Origin of the sequence: Proteiniphilum sp., from assembly GCF_034331125.1 — a bacterium.
GTDB lineage: Bacteria > Bacteroidota > Bacteroidia > Bacteroidales > Dysgonomonadaceae > Proteiniphilum > Proteiniphilum saccharofermentans.
The window spans coordinates 76522-92046 of record NZ_JAXQGC010000026.1; the positions used below are offsets into that span (position 1 = coordinate 76522).

The 15525-nt window shown below is 44.0% G+C and carries 6 protein-coding genes, 1 pseudogene and 1 riboswitch; of the genes and pseudogenes, 1 reads left to right on the forward strand and 6 read right to left on the reverse strand.

The window, feature by feature from the left end; genetic code table 11:
* Positions 1-24: 24 nt before the first annotated feature.
* From cobM to U2P89_RS05625, 6 genes and pseudogenes are all read right to left on the reverse strand, one after another.
* Positions 25-1885: pseudogene (gene cobM, locus U2P89_RS05600) on the reverse strand (precorrin-4 C(11)-methyltransferase).
* Between the two features lie 51 nt (positions 1886-1936).
* A complete protein-coding gene (gene cbiE / locus U2P89_RS05605) occupies positions 1937-3121 on the reverse strand; it encodes a precorrin-6y C5,15-methyltransferase (decarboxylating) subunit CbiE (RefSeq protein ID WP_322190859.1) in 1185 nt (394 codons plus the stop codon).
* An 11-nt stretch (positions 3122-3132) separates the two neighbouring features.
* Complete coding sequence (gene cobJ / locus U2P89_RS05610) at positions 3133-4545, reverse strand: precorrin-3B C(17)-methyltransferase (RefSeq protein ID WP_322190860.1); 1413 nt, start codon at positions 4543-4545, stop codon at positions 3133-3135.
* Between the two features lie 34 nt (positions 4546-4579).
* Positions 4580-5506 (reverse strand): sirohydrochlorin cobaltochelatase, encoded by a 927-nt coding sequence (locus U2P89_RS05615; protein WP_322190861.1) that lies wholly within the window; start codon positions 5504-5506, stop codon positions 4580-4582.
* Positions 5507-5518: 12 nt separating this feature from the next.
* Positions 5519-5677, reverse strand: a complete 159-nt coding sequence (locus tag U2P89_RS05620; protein ID WP_154670991.1) for a hypothetical protein — start codon at positions 5675-5677, stop codon at positions 5519-5521.
* Between the two features lie 93 nt (positions 5678-5770).
* Positions 5771-5978: riboswitch (cobalamin riboswitch) on the reverse strand.
* 317 nt (positions 5979-6295) lie between these two features.
* Positions 6296-7597 (reverse strand): cobyrinate a,c-diamide synthase, encoded by a 1302-nt coding sequence (locus U2P89_RS05625; protein WP_322190862.1) that lies wholly within the window; start codon positions 7595-7597, stop codon positions 6296-6298.
* Between the two features lie 293 nt (positions 7598-7890).
* On the opposite strand from U2P89_RS05625, the gene U2P89_RS05630 reads away from it, so the two are divergent.
* Positions 7891-15513 (forward strand): SpvB/TcaC N-terminal domain-containing protein, encoded by a 7623-nt coding sequence (locus U2P89_RS05630; protein WP_322190863.1) that lies wholly within the window; start codon positions 7891-7893, stop codon positions 15511-15513.
* Positions 15514-15525: the final 12 nt, after the last annotated feature.

Genomic DNA, 15525 nt, shown 5'->3' on the forward strand with positions numbered 1-15525 from the left:
TCAATCTCCCCGTCTCCCTTCCCACTAACTTCTGAACAGATGTTTAAACTCATCAGCATACAACCGTGAAAGTCCGTGGCGGTTATCGATAGCTTCACCTACCACAATCATTGTCGTCAGCGTGAGGTCGTTATCACGGATAATCTTTGCCAGGTCTTTTAATTCTCCGCGATAGATTCGCTCATCTTTCCAAGTGAGTTTGTAACAGGCTGCTACAGGGGTGGTAGGAGGATAATGTTCCAGTAACTCCCTTTGCACATCTTCGGCTATGGCAGCGCTCAGAAAAATACACATCGTACTTTGCGAACGGGCAAGCAGGTGCAACTTTTCCTTTTCGGGCATGGGTGTGCGCCCTTCTCCGCGTGTAAGGATGATGGTTTGTACTTTCTCGGGAATGGTGAATTGCGATTGCAACGCCGCTGCTGCTGCCTGGAACGATGAAATACCGGGAGTGATGTGATACGACATGCCGTGTGCATCAAACAAAGCCATCTGTTCCTGAATAGCGCCGTAAATGCAGGGATCACCCGTATGCAAACGCACAATAAGTTTACCCTGATCGTAAAATTCTTTCATTATAGCGAATTGCTCTTCGAGGCTCATCGGAGCCGAACTGCGAACTGTCGCTCCTTTCTTTGCATAGTGCGTGAGTTCCACGGGAACAAGGCTTCCGGCATAGAGGATCAGGTCAGCATCTTCCAGGAAATATTTCCCTTTCAACGAAATCAATTCGGGATCCCCCCGGCCCGGCTCCCACAATTTCAATATGCCCATGGCGCAATACGCTCCGGTTGATGGCCAGTGAAAACGTAAAGTCATTGCCTTCGCTTAATACACCTTTCTGTTTCTCCAGGATCAACAGCCCCATTTCCGAAGCCTTCAATGCCGATGCTTCTGATACGCTCGGCACGGATGTTACACTCACCACCTTGTCTGATGGATTGGGTACATCGATACCCTCTAACTCCGATGCGGTGTAGATATGCAAAGGGGCATTATAACGTCGGGAAAGGTCCTGCAGTAGTGGTTCATCCTTCTTTAGTTCGATAGAGGAAATACCTGCAATCGCCTCTTTCGCCACATGTTTCTCCGACAGAAAACGATCAATATATTCACCTATCCCGGCAGGACTGCATAACTTGCGGCAACCGATCCCCAGCTGCAATACTCTCGGATGAAAATAAATCACGGGAACAGGAGAATCGGGATATAAGAATGGGGTGACGGTGATCAATAATTCATATTTTTCCCAGCCAATATTTTCAATGGAATAGAAAATATCAGTATGCTCAGGTTTGGTGCGCTCCAAATAATCACAACCGGCATCTTTTATATCGAGCAGCAATGCTGTCGGTTTCCTGTTGACGAAAGTGGTGAGCGGATGGTTGAAGTTGCCGGCAGTCGTACGTGTTATCCATCCGAAACGCTGGTCCAACGTATCCAACGCCCACAATCCGGTGTTGTCGCTTTGCGTGGTGATGATCTCTTCTCCGCCTATAATGTGCGCCAAACGTTCGCTAAAGGTATTGGCGCCGCCTACATGCCCTGATAAAACGGAAATAACGTATTTTCCGGTACTGTCGATATTGATGACTGCCGGATCGGTATGTTTATTCTTTATACAGGGTGCAATGCTACGCACACAAATGCCCATTGCCCCGATAAAGACCAGTACATCGACAGTCGGGAACAGTTGTTTTACTCCTTTTGAAAAGGATGATATCTGTACGCACCCTTCTATAGGGGACTTTGTGTAGATAACCGTTTCGGGGAACTCCCGCCGGATCAGGCGGGCGATCTCGATAGCGGTTTCGGAAACCAGTATAACGGCAAGTGTTGCCTGTTCAGGTTTGTCTGTTTCTGATTGTATGCTGGAGTTATTCATCTTTCCATTATGTTTCAGGAGTCTTATGGTTTTGAATATTAGCGCTTTCATCTATTTGGTTGCTTTCATCACATCAATCGGGTTGAAGTCATCCGTTTGGATACGGATCGTTTGCCTCAATTGCAAGTTGTATCTGTCAATAGCCTTCAGAAATAGCTGGCGGCTCTCTTCCGATACGGAGTTGAAAACAATCACACCGTCATCTGCCAACAGATCGCTGGTCTTTTCTATGATTTCATCCATCTTCCCTCCGTGTCCGCCAATGAAAACTGCGTCGGGACTGGGGTAGGGGGTAATATCGATTTGTGCGAAATCGCCGATGACCGTCTCGATACCGGGTGTACCGAATTTTCTTGCGTTATCATGTATCAACTGTTCTCCTTCGGGACGTTGTTCAAATGCTATGATACGCAGGTGTGGAAATTGCAGTTTCGCTTCTACCGATACCGACCCGGTACAGAAACCGATGTCCCAGAAAACGTGGCGATCATGCAAATCAAGCATACTGAGCGACAGTAACCGGATAGGCATTTTGGTAATCATCCTGGCCCTCCCGTCAAGCAAGTGAAAATCGGATTCGGGAATACCGAACGGTCGCGGACGCAGATAGGTGCGCCGCAAAATAAGATTATTGGGAAATGCGAATGTTTTACCAACTACTTCTTCCAATCTCCAATCCGACACTTTTTCCTTTTCTCCGTTTCCAAGCAGTTCACCTACTGACATCGTATAATTGTCATACCCATATTCCAGCATTCGTGCAGCGATGGCAGACGGTGTGTGCTCCTTATTATCAGTCAATATCCCGATCTTTTCGTAACCCCGTATCAGCGCTTCATCGAATTTGTTCCATGAACGTCCTGTAAGTGACACAACGTGCATATTATGATAAGGCATCAGCAGTCGGTGTGCCAACAATTGCAAAGAGTTAAAGAACGGGAAAACCTTTACTTCTGCTTCCGGTATCTCACGCAACACCGTGTTGGCAAAGCCATAGAATAAAGGATCACCCGATGCGAAGACCACCACCGACTCGTGAGAGTGGTATTGTTCGAACACATCGGAGAGAGGTACCGTAATGGGTATCCAACTATGCTCCAAAGGCAAATAGGGCTTGACAATCTCATAATGTCGTATCCCACCCGAAAAGAGAGTATGTGATTGTATCACCTGCTGTACTTCGGGTGTAAAGTACTGTTCCCTGTTGTCATCTATGCCTATAATAAAGAAGTTCATTTACATACGTCTTACATGTCTTTTCCCGGCTTGAGCTGCGCTGCATCATCGAGCGTGAGAATGGAATTTACAAGCGTAGCAGCGAGATTGCTTCCACCTTTACGCCCCTCCACGATCAGTTTGGGGATATGCCTGAACGGCTTGGTCATATGTTTCGACTCGCGTACATTGACAAAGCCGACCGGTGCGGCAATAATACCTGCGGGATGGGCTTTGTCTTTGCGGATCAATTCGCATAATTCGATAAGCGCAGTCGGTGCATTACCGAAGACGAACAATGCATCGGGATGTTCCGCTACAGCCAGCCGGATTCCGGCTTGCGTACGGGTGATCCCCTTCTCTTCCGCCAGTGCTGCCACGCGTGGGTCGTACAGGTAACATTTGGCTTCTATTCCGAGTCGCTCTAAGGCTCCTTTACGAATTCCGGAAACAACCATGGTTACATCGGAGATTATATACTTGATCTGCCCGTTCCTGCATTGTTTATGCAGTTTTTCCACGGCGTTCTCATCGGTATAGAGAATATTCTCCATGTCGAAATCGGCAGTGGTATGGATCGCATGCAGCAACGCCCATTTCTTATCCAACGCAATATCGCGGTCTTTTAATTCACCGTCGATTGTCCGGAAACTGCGGATCATAATATCCTGTCCTATATTCCTGGCGCCATTGTCGATATCTTCACGATAGTAACCCCGAGGAGTGATAAAGGTGTTGTCTGCAGAAAAGTAGGATTGTGAGTTGCCGATGATTACCACAGTGAACATATCCACCTCTTCGGGATCAAATTTCTCCAGCGTGGTGACTTTGATCTCCTGTTCATCACGTCCCGCCTGGCGGACATAACCGACCGGTGTTTCGGGTGAACAGTGCCGTAAAAATATCTCCTGCAGACGGTACAATTGCCAATAGCGCCCCTTGCTTTTAGGGTTGTAAACCGCCGTAACGAAATCGGCTGTCGCAGCCGCTTCTATCCGTTTTTCTATCTTGTTCCAGGGCGTCATCAGGTCGGAAAGCGAGATCACACAGAAATCATGCCCTACCGGACACCCCAACAAGGCGGCTGCTTTCTGAAATGCACTGATGCCGGGCAGGATTTCCACTTCCACATCGCTGTTGCGCTCGGTTTTCATCTCATGAACAAGTGGCGCCATGCCATAGATCCCTGCATCGCCGGAACTGATTACACAAACCCTCTTGTCCTGCTCCGCATATTCAAAAGCCTGTAAAGCCCGTTCGCGTTCTTTTTTCATGCCCGTATCTATACAGGGCGTTCCAGGCTTGATGATATTCTCAACAAACCGGAAATAGTATTTATATCCCACAATGACATCCGACACGGCTATCGCATCAAGTACTGCAGGTGTAATATCTTCTTTGCCTCCGGGACCTATACCGGCAACAATGATCTTTCCTTTCGACATGATTTTACTTATAATGATTGTCAAATTACTTTTTTTAGTCCTCTTTTTCTCCCGTTTGACGGTACTTCGCTTTCTTTTCCATGATGTCCAGTTTGCGGTGGCGGGTTTTGAATTTAAGATGGTTAATAAAAATATCCTGTATCTCAACATTCTCCCCGAGCCCCTGCATCTTTACTTCGACGGTATAACCCGCCTTTTCGAGTTCTTCTTTCCAGTCGCCCTCAATGTCGTTTTTGGCATGTTCACCTGCGACAAACATAAACGGCACTAAAACGACCTTTTTCAATCCTGACTGTTGCAATTGAGCCAGCATATCGTCATATTCGGGATATCCTTCGATTGTTCCCACGATGAAGTTCTGATGTCCTTTTGCCTTCAGCATATAGTCGAGCATCGCATATTGCGCCGTGGTTGAATCGTATGTGCCGTGTCCTACCAGAACGTAAGCGAGATTTTTATCTGCTCCTTTGGTGATTGCCGCAATGACTGCTTCATAATCATCCGGATCGTAAAGCAGTGGTTTTCCGACACGTACCTCCTTAAATTGATCTTTTACTTCAGCCGCATTTCTCTCAAGAGATTCCATCTCTTTCCCGTCGATAATGGTGGAAGACTGGATGAGGATATGGGTATATCCCTCCGATTTGAGTTGTTGAAGCACTTCAAGTGGATCTGACTTTGTGATGCCTCTGTCACCCAAACGCTTTATCACAATCCGGGAGGTATAGGCTTCACGGACTTCCAGATCCGGGAACTGTTGTCTTACGCGATCGTTTAGTACATCAATTGTCAATGCGCGTGTATCGTCATGTGTGGTGCCGAAATGCACCATCAGAATAGCAGCTTTGTCACCGATCTGCATTGAGCCGAAGAAATCGGAATGTTCATAATTCCCGCCGCCATGGGCTAATAAACCGAACGTAGTCAGTAGCATAAAGAAAGAAGTGAAAATCGTTTTCATATTATCATTGATTTATTTTGAAAAGTTGATTGCAAGACTCATATATACCGTTCGTCCCGGAGAGAGGATTGCATAATTCACACCATAGGCGCTATCCTGTGCCACAACAGCATTCGAAGCCAGCATACCCAATACAAGCAGCATAACTGACGTACGCTTTACATACTTCATTTATGATAAATAATAAATTGGTGAATTATTCTTGCGATAGGAAGAATTCATTCATCCGGTTCTGTATCCAAAAACCCGGGACACTTTCACTTGTGTTGTTCTTGCGTTTCTGGCAGGTCTTCTGACTTACTCCCGTGTCTGAACGCCTTCCCATCCCTGATCGGGACAGTGGCATTGGGTTATTTGTTCAGCACGTAAGCGGAGCTTACAGCAGCGGGTCTGTTCAGGACTTTCACCTGATTCCCTTTTCATTCCGATCGCGAGACCTCGTGATCGGAACACCAAAAATCGGATGCAAAGATAGCTCTTTTTGTATAATAAGAATAATAAAAATGATAGGATATAGTTTTTATCTATAAGGTTGAACTTTTGATTGCAAATATTCGATAAATAACTCAACTTTCGTGTGTAAATTTGAATGTATGCAACTAAAGCGAAGACATTTAGATGATTTGTGGGGACCCATAGCTCAAGATGAACGTAAAAAAGAGTAGTTGTCTGAGCGAAGCGAGTTCTACTCTTTTAGTGAACGAGAGCTATAATGGGTCACAAAACATCGTCAGACGAATGCTTAGTTGCAATCATACGACGACTTACGAAACGTAAATACAGTATCTTCTAATCGAACAGCAGCATCAAATCATCCATTTCTGCCCAGTAGATATGTGTATATCCGGCAATTGCATTCTTATAGCGTAATAGTTTCGTATCAACCGGAATACCTTTGGCATTGTATTGAGTGATGAAACTTTCTTCATTTCCGGAAACGGACGAGTAATGAAATTCATGTCCCTTCACACAGATACCATTCGATGTGAATTGCCGGTACCCCAGTGTGAGTTTCATTGCTTCCATACTGGCTTTTTGTTTAAAAATATTAACCATGGGATACTCTTTTCCGGTTTTATCGGCAATGCAGGATGAAAGGTACATCATCCCTCCGCACTCAGCCAGCAGTCGTCCTCCCTGCTCTACATAACGGCGGATGCTCTCCAGCATAGATGTGTTCTCACTTAATTTGTCGGGATATAATTCCGGATATCCACCCGGAAGGTATATAAAATCGGCATCAGGTAGTTCCTGATCGTGCATCGGACTGAAAAAAGTGACCGTTCCTCTCTTTTTCAGATACTCGATATTTTCATGGTAGTAAAAAGCAAAAGCTTCGTCAGTGGCGACAGCGGATTTTAACACTTTGCGGTGTGATACCGCGTTTTCCTTTGAGAGAACAGGCGGAGTTGAGCTTTTCCGGGTCATCTCCAGTATTTCATCAATAGGGAGATGTTGCTCCACAAAATGGCCCGCTTTCTCAGCAAATTCATCCAAAAGCAGGTTGCCGTCGATACTCAATCCGAGATGACGCGACGGAATCTCCAGATCGTTGTTTTTCGGCAGACGTCCCAATGCGGGTATACCCACATCATTGCAGGCATCCTGTAAAAACCGGTAATGGCTGTCGGAATTGACCATATTAAAAATAACACCTGCAATAGATATATTCTTGTGAAAATTTTTAAAACCATACAGGATAGGTGCTACGGAGTAGGCCGTTGCTTTGGGATTCAAGACCAGTATAATAGGTATATCGAGTATTTCGGCAATATGTGCACCGCTGCCCTGCCACTTGTCAAATCCGTCGAAAAGGCCCATAACCCCTTCGGTCAGGGCAATATCACAGCCGGACGTATAGGTCGAGTACAATTGCTTTACATGTTCTTGTGAGGAAAGGAACAGATCCAGGTTGATAGAGGGTTTACCCGCCGCCAGTTCGTGGAATTTCGTATCGATATAGTCGGGACCACACTTAAACGGTTGTACCTGTAACCCCCGGTTTTTGAATGCTCGCAACAACCCGATGGTCAGCATAGTCTTTCCGCTTCCCGATGATGATGCTCCTATTAAGAACTGAGATCTTGCCATAGTTGCAAAGGTAAGGTTTTTGAATAAAATTTTACCTGTTAAATCACTGTAAACCGACGAATATCCGGATACTATTCATTTCACAGTCATTCCGGATAATTTCCGGATAATAAAAATTGTATTTTTTATGTATTAAATATCAGATACTTATGATTGAATTATGCGCAAATAGTACAAATACATTTTATTGTTAATGCACGATTTGTACAAATTTTCGCATGTATAATCCTACCATTTTAACCCCGCATCCAATTATGTTTGCCAGCGTCCTCAATCGCTAAAGACAATAAAAAATGAATGCGCAATCATCAAATAAATCCAGCTTTCAATTTCTCAAAACAGATGGAGGAAAAACCGAATCCAATGCGATAGAAGTACCATCCATTTCATTACCCAAAGGTGGTGGTGCCATAAAAGGAATTGATGAAAAATTTTCTGTGAATGCTGTAAATGGAACTGCTTCATTTTCCATTCCACTTCCATTCTCTCCGGCGAGGGGTGATTCTCCTACTTTAGATTTATTTTATAACTCAGGGTCGGGCAATAGTATTTTTGGTTTGGGTTGGAACTTGAGTGTAGGCTCAATCAAGCGTAAAACAGATAAAGAATTGCCTCAGTATCTTGACTCCATAGATTCGGATACATTCTTGTTTTCAGAGGCAGAGGACCTGGTGCCGGAATTTAAAAAGAATCCTGATGGAACTTTTACTGTGGATGCTGATAACGAATACATCCTGAACGAAAGAAATTCGACAGATGGATTGTTCACTATCAGAAACTACAGACCACGTATAGAAGGTCTGTTTGCCCGTATAGAACGGTGGACGGAAAAATCAAATGGCAGGATCAGATGGCGCGTAATCACCCGGGAAAACAGAACCACTCTTTTCGGATGGACGGACAATTCCATTTTATCTGATCCGGTTGATTCTTTGAAAATATATGAATGGCTACCTGAATTTGAGTTTGACGATAAAGGAAATTGTACGCATTATCTCTATAAAAAAGAAGATGAAATTGGTTTTGATGAATCATTGTTACACAATCGTAACCGGCTGAAAGATGGTACCATTTCCTATACCAATCTGTATATAGATAAGGTATTGTATGGCAATAAAACACCTTACAGGCAATTTGGAGATGCCTTTCCTGATGAGACAGATTATTTATTTGAAACACTGTTTGATTACGGGACAACCGATTATACTACGCAACACATAGATCAATTAAATCCATGGGATTTCAGACAGGATGCTTTCTCTGATTACAAAGCCGGATTTGAAATCCGTACAACCCGGCTTTGCAAAAGGGTTTTATTGTTTCACCATTTCAAAGGAGCTAATGAATACGACGGACTTGTCCGGTCATTAAATTTTGAATACGACATTTCTTCCGGGCAGGATTTTACCTTTCTGAAATCCATTTCCTCATACGGATATATAAAAAAACCGGATGGTTCCTATTCCTATAAAAAATTTCCTCCCATGGAGTTTGAATACCAGAAGCATGAATGGAACAGTGAAATAAAAACTGTTTCACAGGAAGCGTTGATGCATGCTCCTACAGGTATAGAACATGCTCCTTATCAATTTGTAGATTTATACAATGAGGGACTTGCCGGTATTCTTTCAGAACAGGCAAATGGTTGGTATTACAAACATAATCTTGGTATCCGTAACAATGATGGTGAGGCGGAACTCATGTTCGAACAGGCGAAATTAGTTTCTCCCAAACCATCTTTCATGGGATTGGGCGGCCAGCTCCAATTGAACGATCTGGATGCGGATGGAGGTAAGCAATTGGTCAGTTTTGAGGAAGAACCACGGGGCTATTTTGAACTGGACGATGACAATGAATGGCAAGGATTACGTTCGTTTAAAGGGTTACCCAATATTGATTTTGGTGATCCCAATACCCGGATGCTCGACCTGGATGGAGATGGGAAGCCCGAAATAGTAATTTCAGAAGATACTGTTTTTACATGGTATGCATCTGAAGGCAGAGGTGGTTTTACTACTGCACGAAAAACATCCAAACCTTTTGACGAAGAAGAAGGTCCGCATATTGTTTTTGCTGACGCTAAACAAACCATTTACCTCGCCGATATGTCGGGTGATGGAATGACCGATATTCTGAGGATCCGGAATGGTGAAGTCTGCTACTGGCCCAATATAGGATATGGAAAATTCGGAGCCAAAGTAACAATGGACCAATCTCCTGTTTTTGATCATCCTGATGCTTTCAATCCCGACTATGTAAGACTGGCAGATATTGATGGGTCAGGCACTTCGGATATTATTTACCTGGGAAAAAATAAATTCACCTGCTGGAAAAATTTAAGTGGAAACCAGTTTGACATTGCTCCGTTTGAAATCAATCCCTTTCCTGAAATTCATCCGCAGTCCGCAATAACCGTGACCGATTTGTCAGGGAATGGAGTGGCATGCATTGTATGGTCAAGTCCTTTATCAAAAGATGCCAATGCTCCATTAAAATACATCGATCTGATGAATAGTAAGAAACCGCATATCATGGTTTCTTATAAAAATAATCTGGGTAAAGAAGTATCATTGGAATATACACCCTCCACAAAATTTTATATGGATGATAAGCTTGCCGGAAAACCCTGGGTAACCAAACTGCATTTTCCGGTGCACTGTATTTCGAAAACCATTATCGAGGATAAAATTTCGGGTTACCGCCTTGAAAGTTCTTACAAATATCATCATGGGTATTATGACCATGGAGAACGGGAATTCCGCGGATTTGGCATGGTGGAACAAACCGATGCCGAGACCTTTGCACACTGGGTAAAACAAGATGCGACCAACATTACCGAACAAGCATTACATCAGGAACCTGTCGTTGTTAAAAACTGGTATCATACCGGAGCATTTTTGAGAAATGACAGAATCCTCAATCAATATGAAAAAGATTACTGGTACAATGAATATGAAAAGGAATTCGGAATTATAACCCACCCTGAGATTGCCTTGCCCGATGCGCATCTTACGGTGCCCGAAGGGATGGATGTCTCATTAATTGACCAACTGACTGCGGATGAGTGGCGGGAAGCCCTGCGTGCATGTAAAGGTATGGATTTGCGTGTTGAAACTTTTGCTAAAGATGCCGTTCAATTTGGAAATACCATGGAAGCCCGTAAAAAAGAGTTGATTCCATTTTCGGCAGCTACCCATAATTGTGTGATAGAACTATTGCAGCCACGAGGCAAAAACAAACATGCCGTTTTTGTTGTAAAGGAAAGCGAAGCTATTACGTATAGCTATGAACGCAATCCCGACGATCCGAGGATCGAGCATGATCTGAATATCCGGTTAGACGAATACGGTAATATATTGGAAGCTGCATCGGTAGTGTATCCCCGGTTAAACCCCGATTCTTCGCTTCCAGTCGAAACGCAGCAGGAACAAAGTAAAACGGTTATCATATATAGCCATAACCAATTTACCAATGATGTTCCGGGTGAAAACACACATCGTTTGAGGATGTCATCTGAAGTAAAAACGTATGAATTGAAAGGCGTAGCAAAATCGGGAGTCTATTATATACCGGCAGACTTTACAGACATTCTTTCGGATGTAAATTCAGACACTGCCTTTTATCATGAGTTTAACAAACCGTTAACCTCAGGAAAAGCACAAAAAAGATTGATTGAACATGTCCGCACTATTTATTATCGAAATAATTTAACCGGAACTTTGCCATTGCATCATCTGGAATCTTTGGCACTTCCTTATGAAAGTTATCAATTGGCCTACACTCCTGAGTTGATAACAGATATTTTTGGCACAAAGGTGGATGCGGGAATTCTTGCTGAAGGTAGATTTACACATAGTGAGGGAGATGATAATTGGTGGATCCGATCCGGTACAATTCAATTTAAAGCATCATCAGAAAGTCAGACGGATGCGCAGGATCGTTTCTATTGTCCGGTCTCTTATACAGATCCATACGGAGCTGTAACCAAAGTAAAGTACTATGGTTCCTATTTCCTTTTTATAGAAGAAACCGAAGATGTATTGGGTAATAAAGCCAGGGTTGATGCATTTAACTTCCGTACGCTTTCTTCCCGAAGGATGAAAGATATCAACGGCAATTTATCTGAGGCTGTTGTGGATGAACTGGGCTTGGTTAAGGCGGTGGCAGTGATGGGAAAAGGCAATGAGGCAGATGACCTCTCCGGCTTTTCTGAAATTACAGACGCTGCAGAATTAACAGCTATTTTCAATTTTCTCCAATCTTCCGATTCCACACAACTCACCGGTTCAGGAAAGAATTTATTGAATCATGCTTCTTCGAGATTTGTATATGACTTTGAAGCTTATATTAATCACGGTAAACCTGCTGTAGTGGCAGCTATTATACGGGAGCAACATTTTCAGCAGCTTTCTGATTCTCCCGTTCAGATGGTTTTCGAATATTCCAACGGCATGGGCGAAGTGATCATGAAAAAAGTGCAGGCGGCTCCCGGAAAAGCGAAACAGGTTACTGTAAATCCTGATGATTCAATTTCAGTGTCTGAAATAGATACCGCTTCCCTCAATCCCAAACAACTTCGTTGGATAGGCGATGGCAGAACCATCAAAAACAACAAAGACAATGCTGTCAAACAATATGAGCCCTATTTTTCAGTAGACTGGGGATACGAAGACTATAAAGAATTGGTAGAAACAGGTGTAACACCGGTAATGTACTACGATGCGCCAGGCAGGCTGATTAAGACCGAAATACCCGATGGCACCTTCTCCAAAGTGGAATTTGATTCATGGAAACAAATTATTTATGATGCCAACGATACAATTCTGGAATCATCATGGTACAACAACCGTACAAACCGTCTTATCGATGCTGCACTCATAACGGAAGGCAAAGAGCCGGGCCGGGAAAAAATGGCTGCCGATAAAGCCGCCAAACATGCAAACACACCCAGTATACTGCATTTCGACACCCTGGGCAGGCCGGTCCTCTCTGTTGAGCACAATAAAAATATAGCGACGGACGCTGATGAGTTTTACCTCACCCGGGTTTATCTGGACACGGAAGGTAATCTGCGCTCCGTTACTGATGCCCGGGGAAATATTGTCATGCAATACAAGTATGATATGCTCGGCAACTTAGTATATCAAAACAGTATGGATGCCGGACAGAGGTGGCTGCTCACAAATATTCTGGGCAATCCGCTTCGGACCTGGGATGAAAGAAACCACGAGTTTCAATATTTTTATGATGTAGCGCAACGTCCCACATATAGCAAGGTAATAGGGGGTGATGGATCTACTCCGCTTGATCACATTTTCGACAGGATAGTATATGGAGAAAGTCTTTTGACAACAGACCGAAATAACGAAATGACCCTGCAATCCAGAAATATTTTAGGTCAGGTTATCCAACACTATGATACCGGAGGATTGGTTGATACTCCTGACTTCAACTTTAAAGGGCAGCCTTTAGCCACGACGCGTAAATTATTCAGAAAATACAAAGAGATAGCCAACTGGATTGATGCTAATTTGGGGAATGAACTGGAACCCGAAGAATTCAAATTCATCACACAAACCGATGCTTTGGGAAGAATTACCCGACAAACGGCACCGGATGGCAGCATCATTACCCCTTCTTACAATGAAGCCGGTTTGCTGAATGGAGAAAGTGTGGTGCATCCCACTTATGCAATCCCATCTGTTTATATCAAAGACATTGATTATAATGAAAAGGGGCAACGGAATAAAATCATCTACGGCAATGATGTAAGCACTAAATTTTATTACGATAAAGAGACTTTCCGGCTCAAACGGCTGGAGAGCAAACGACACAATGGTGATCCTCTTCAGGATTGGTATTATACTTATGATCCTGTCGGGAACATTACGCATGTGGAGGATAAAAACATTCCGGTATTATTTTTTAATAATCAAAAAATAACCGGAGTTTCCACGTATACTTATGATGCTCTATACCGGTTAACTGAAGCCACCGGCAGGGAAAATAATGGCGCTTTGCATTTCGGCAATTGCGACAACTGGAACGACAATCCCTTTATGCACAGCATGAACCCGGGTGACCCGATGGCAATACGGAACTATGTAGAGAGTTATCAATACGATGAAGTAGGGAATATCATGCAGATGAGGCACCTCGCCGGAGGTGGTAACTGGACAAGAAGATATGAATACGAATCTACCAATAACCGGCTCAAAAGCACTCATATAGGAGACAACGCCAATCCTGCCGATTATACGCAATATCGCCACCATGCAAAGCATGGGTATATGGAGGAACTGCCCCATCTTGAAAAAATCGACTGGAACTTTAAGGAAGAAGTGGTACGCACTATCAGGCAACATTGCACGGCCGACAATACACCCGTAATTACGTATTATCAATACGATAGCGACGGCCAGCGTATCCGTAAGATTACTGAAAACCAGGCCGCACCGGGAAATATGCCTACCAAAAAAGAGGAACGCATTTATATAGAGGGTTATGAACACTATAAAAAGTATACAGGTACACATGCGGGATTGGAAAGGGTAAGCCTGGGACTGATGGATGAGGATCACCGCTTTGTCATGATTGAAACCCGAAATGATGTGGATGATGGAACGGAAAAACACTTGATTCGTTATCAGCTACACAATCTCTTAGGTTCTGCCGCCTTGGAGTTAGATAACACGGCACAGGTTATCAGCTACGAAGAATACCATCCTTATGGTACCACGGCTTACCAAGCCATAAATGCTGCTATAAAATCAGCTGCTAAGCGCTACCGCTACACCGGTATGGAACGCGATGAAGAAACCGGTCTGGAGTACCATAGTGCAAGGTATTATCTGCCGTGGCTGGGAAGATGGTTAAGCAGTGATCCGATCGGGATTGGGGATGGAGTAAATGTATATGGGTATGTGAAAAATAATCCGATAAGTTGTTTGGATTTGACAGGAACACAGGCTAATACACAAGATCCTACGGATCCACACAATTTTGTCAATTTCGATTCTTATAGGGCAGCTAATGCCGATCAACCAGAAGATGTGGTTTGGCAGGTATGGGCTGAAGCAAATCAGGATAATCCTTCAGCGATAACTTCAGAAACTACAGAATCTGGGGTGGCGCCTATCCTCCTTTCTCCGACGATATCTACTGGTGGTACTGTAATTATGCCTCCACCACCCGTTTCTCCAACTGATTATACATTATATGTCCCGGAGGGCTTTGCCTATACACAATACCAGACTGCTAACAGGGAATGGCAAAACCCCGATAATCCGATGTGGGCCAGGACTGTTTTCTTTGGGTTAGGAGTTTTAGCAGGACCTCTCGCTCTGGCAGAAGAGCATATTGCTCGTCCGGTAGCCAACGTTCCATTTGTAATGTACAATGCCGGTGTTGGGATTGGGGAGCATACAGGACGTGCGATGCTATGGGCTGAGCAGGGCGAATACGCAGAAGCAACGTTAGAAGGGCTGTATGCAGTAAGGGATACTTCGACCGGAGTTTTGGCCGGCTTGTCTGTCGCGGTTCCTATTTCTGGGGCTATTGAAAGCAGGACTTCTTCAACAGTTGTTTTATCCACCACAGAAAGTAGAATAGTCTCCTCTACTATGAGTCAGACCGAAACAAGAGTGGTCTCTTGGGCAGAAGCGGGAATAGCTCCAGACCTGAATCCCGGTAGATGGGTAATGATTGGTGAGCCTACAAGGTTCAATTTTATCAGATCAGGGTTAATTGGACCAAAAGCAGATTTCATTTTAAGACCGCCTTTTCTCACCAATATACGCTCGTCCAATGTTCCTTTTAATAATTATGTTACAGGACAAGTGCCGACATCATCATTGTACTGGCCTCCTGGATTGGAAGCATGGAAAGGTATCCTTGGACAACGGGTTATCAGATAATCATTTTTCCGG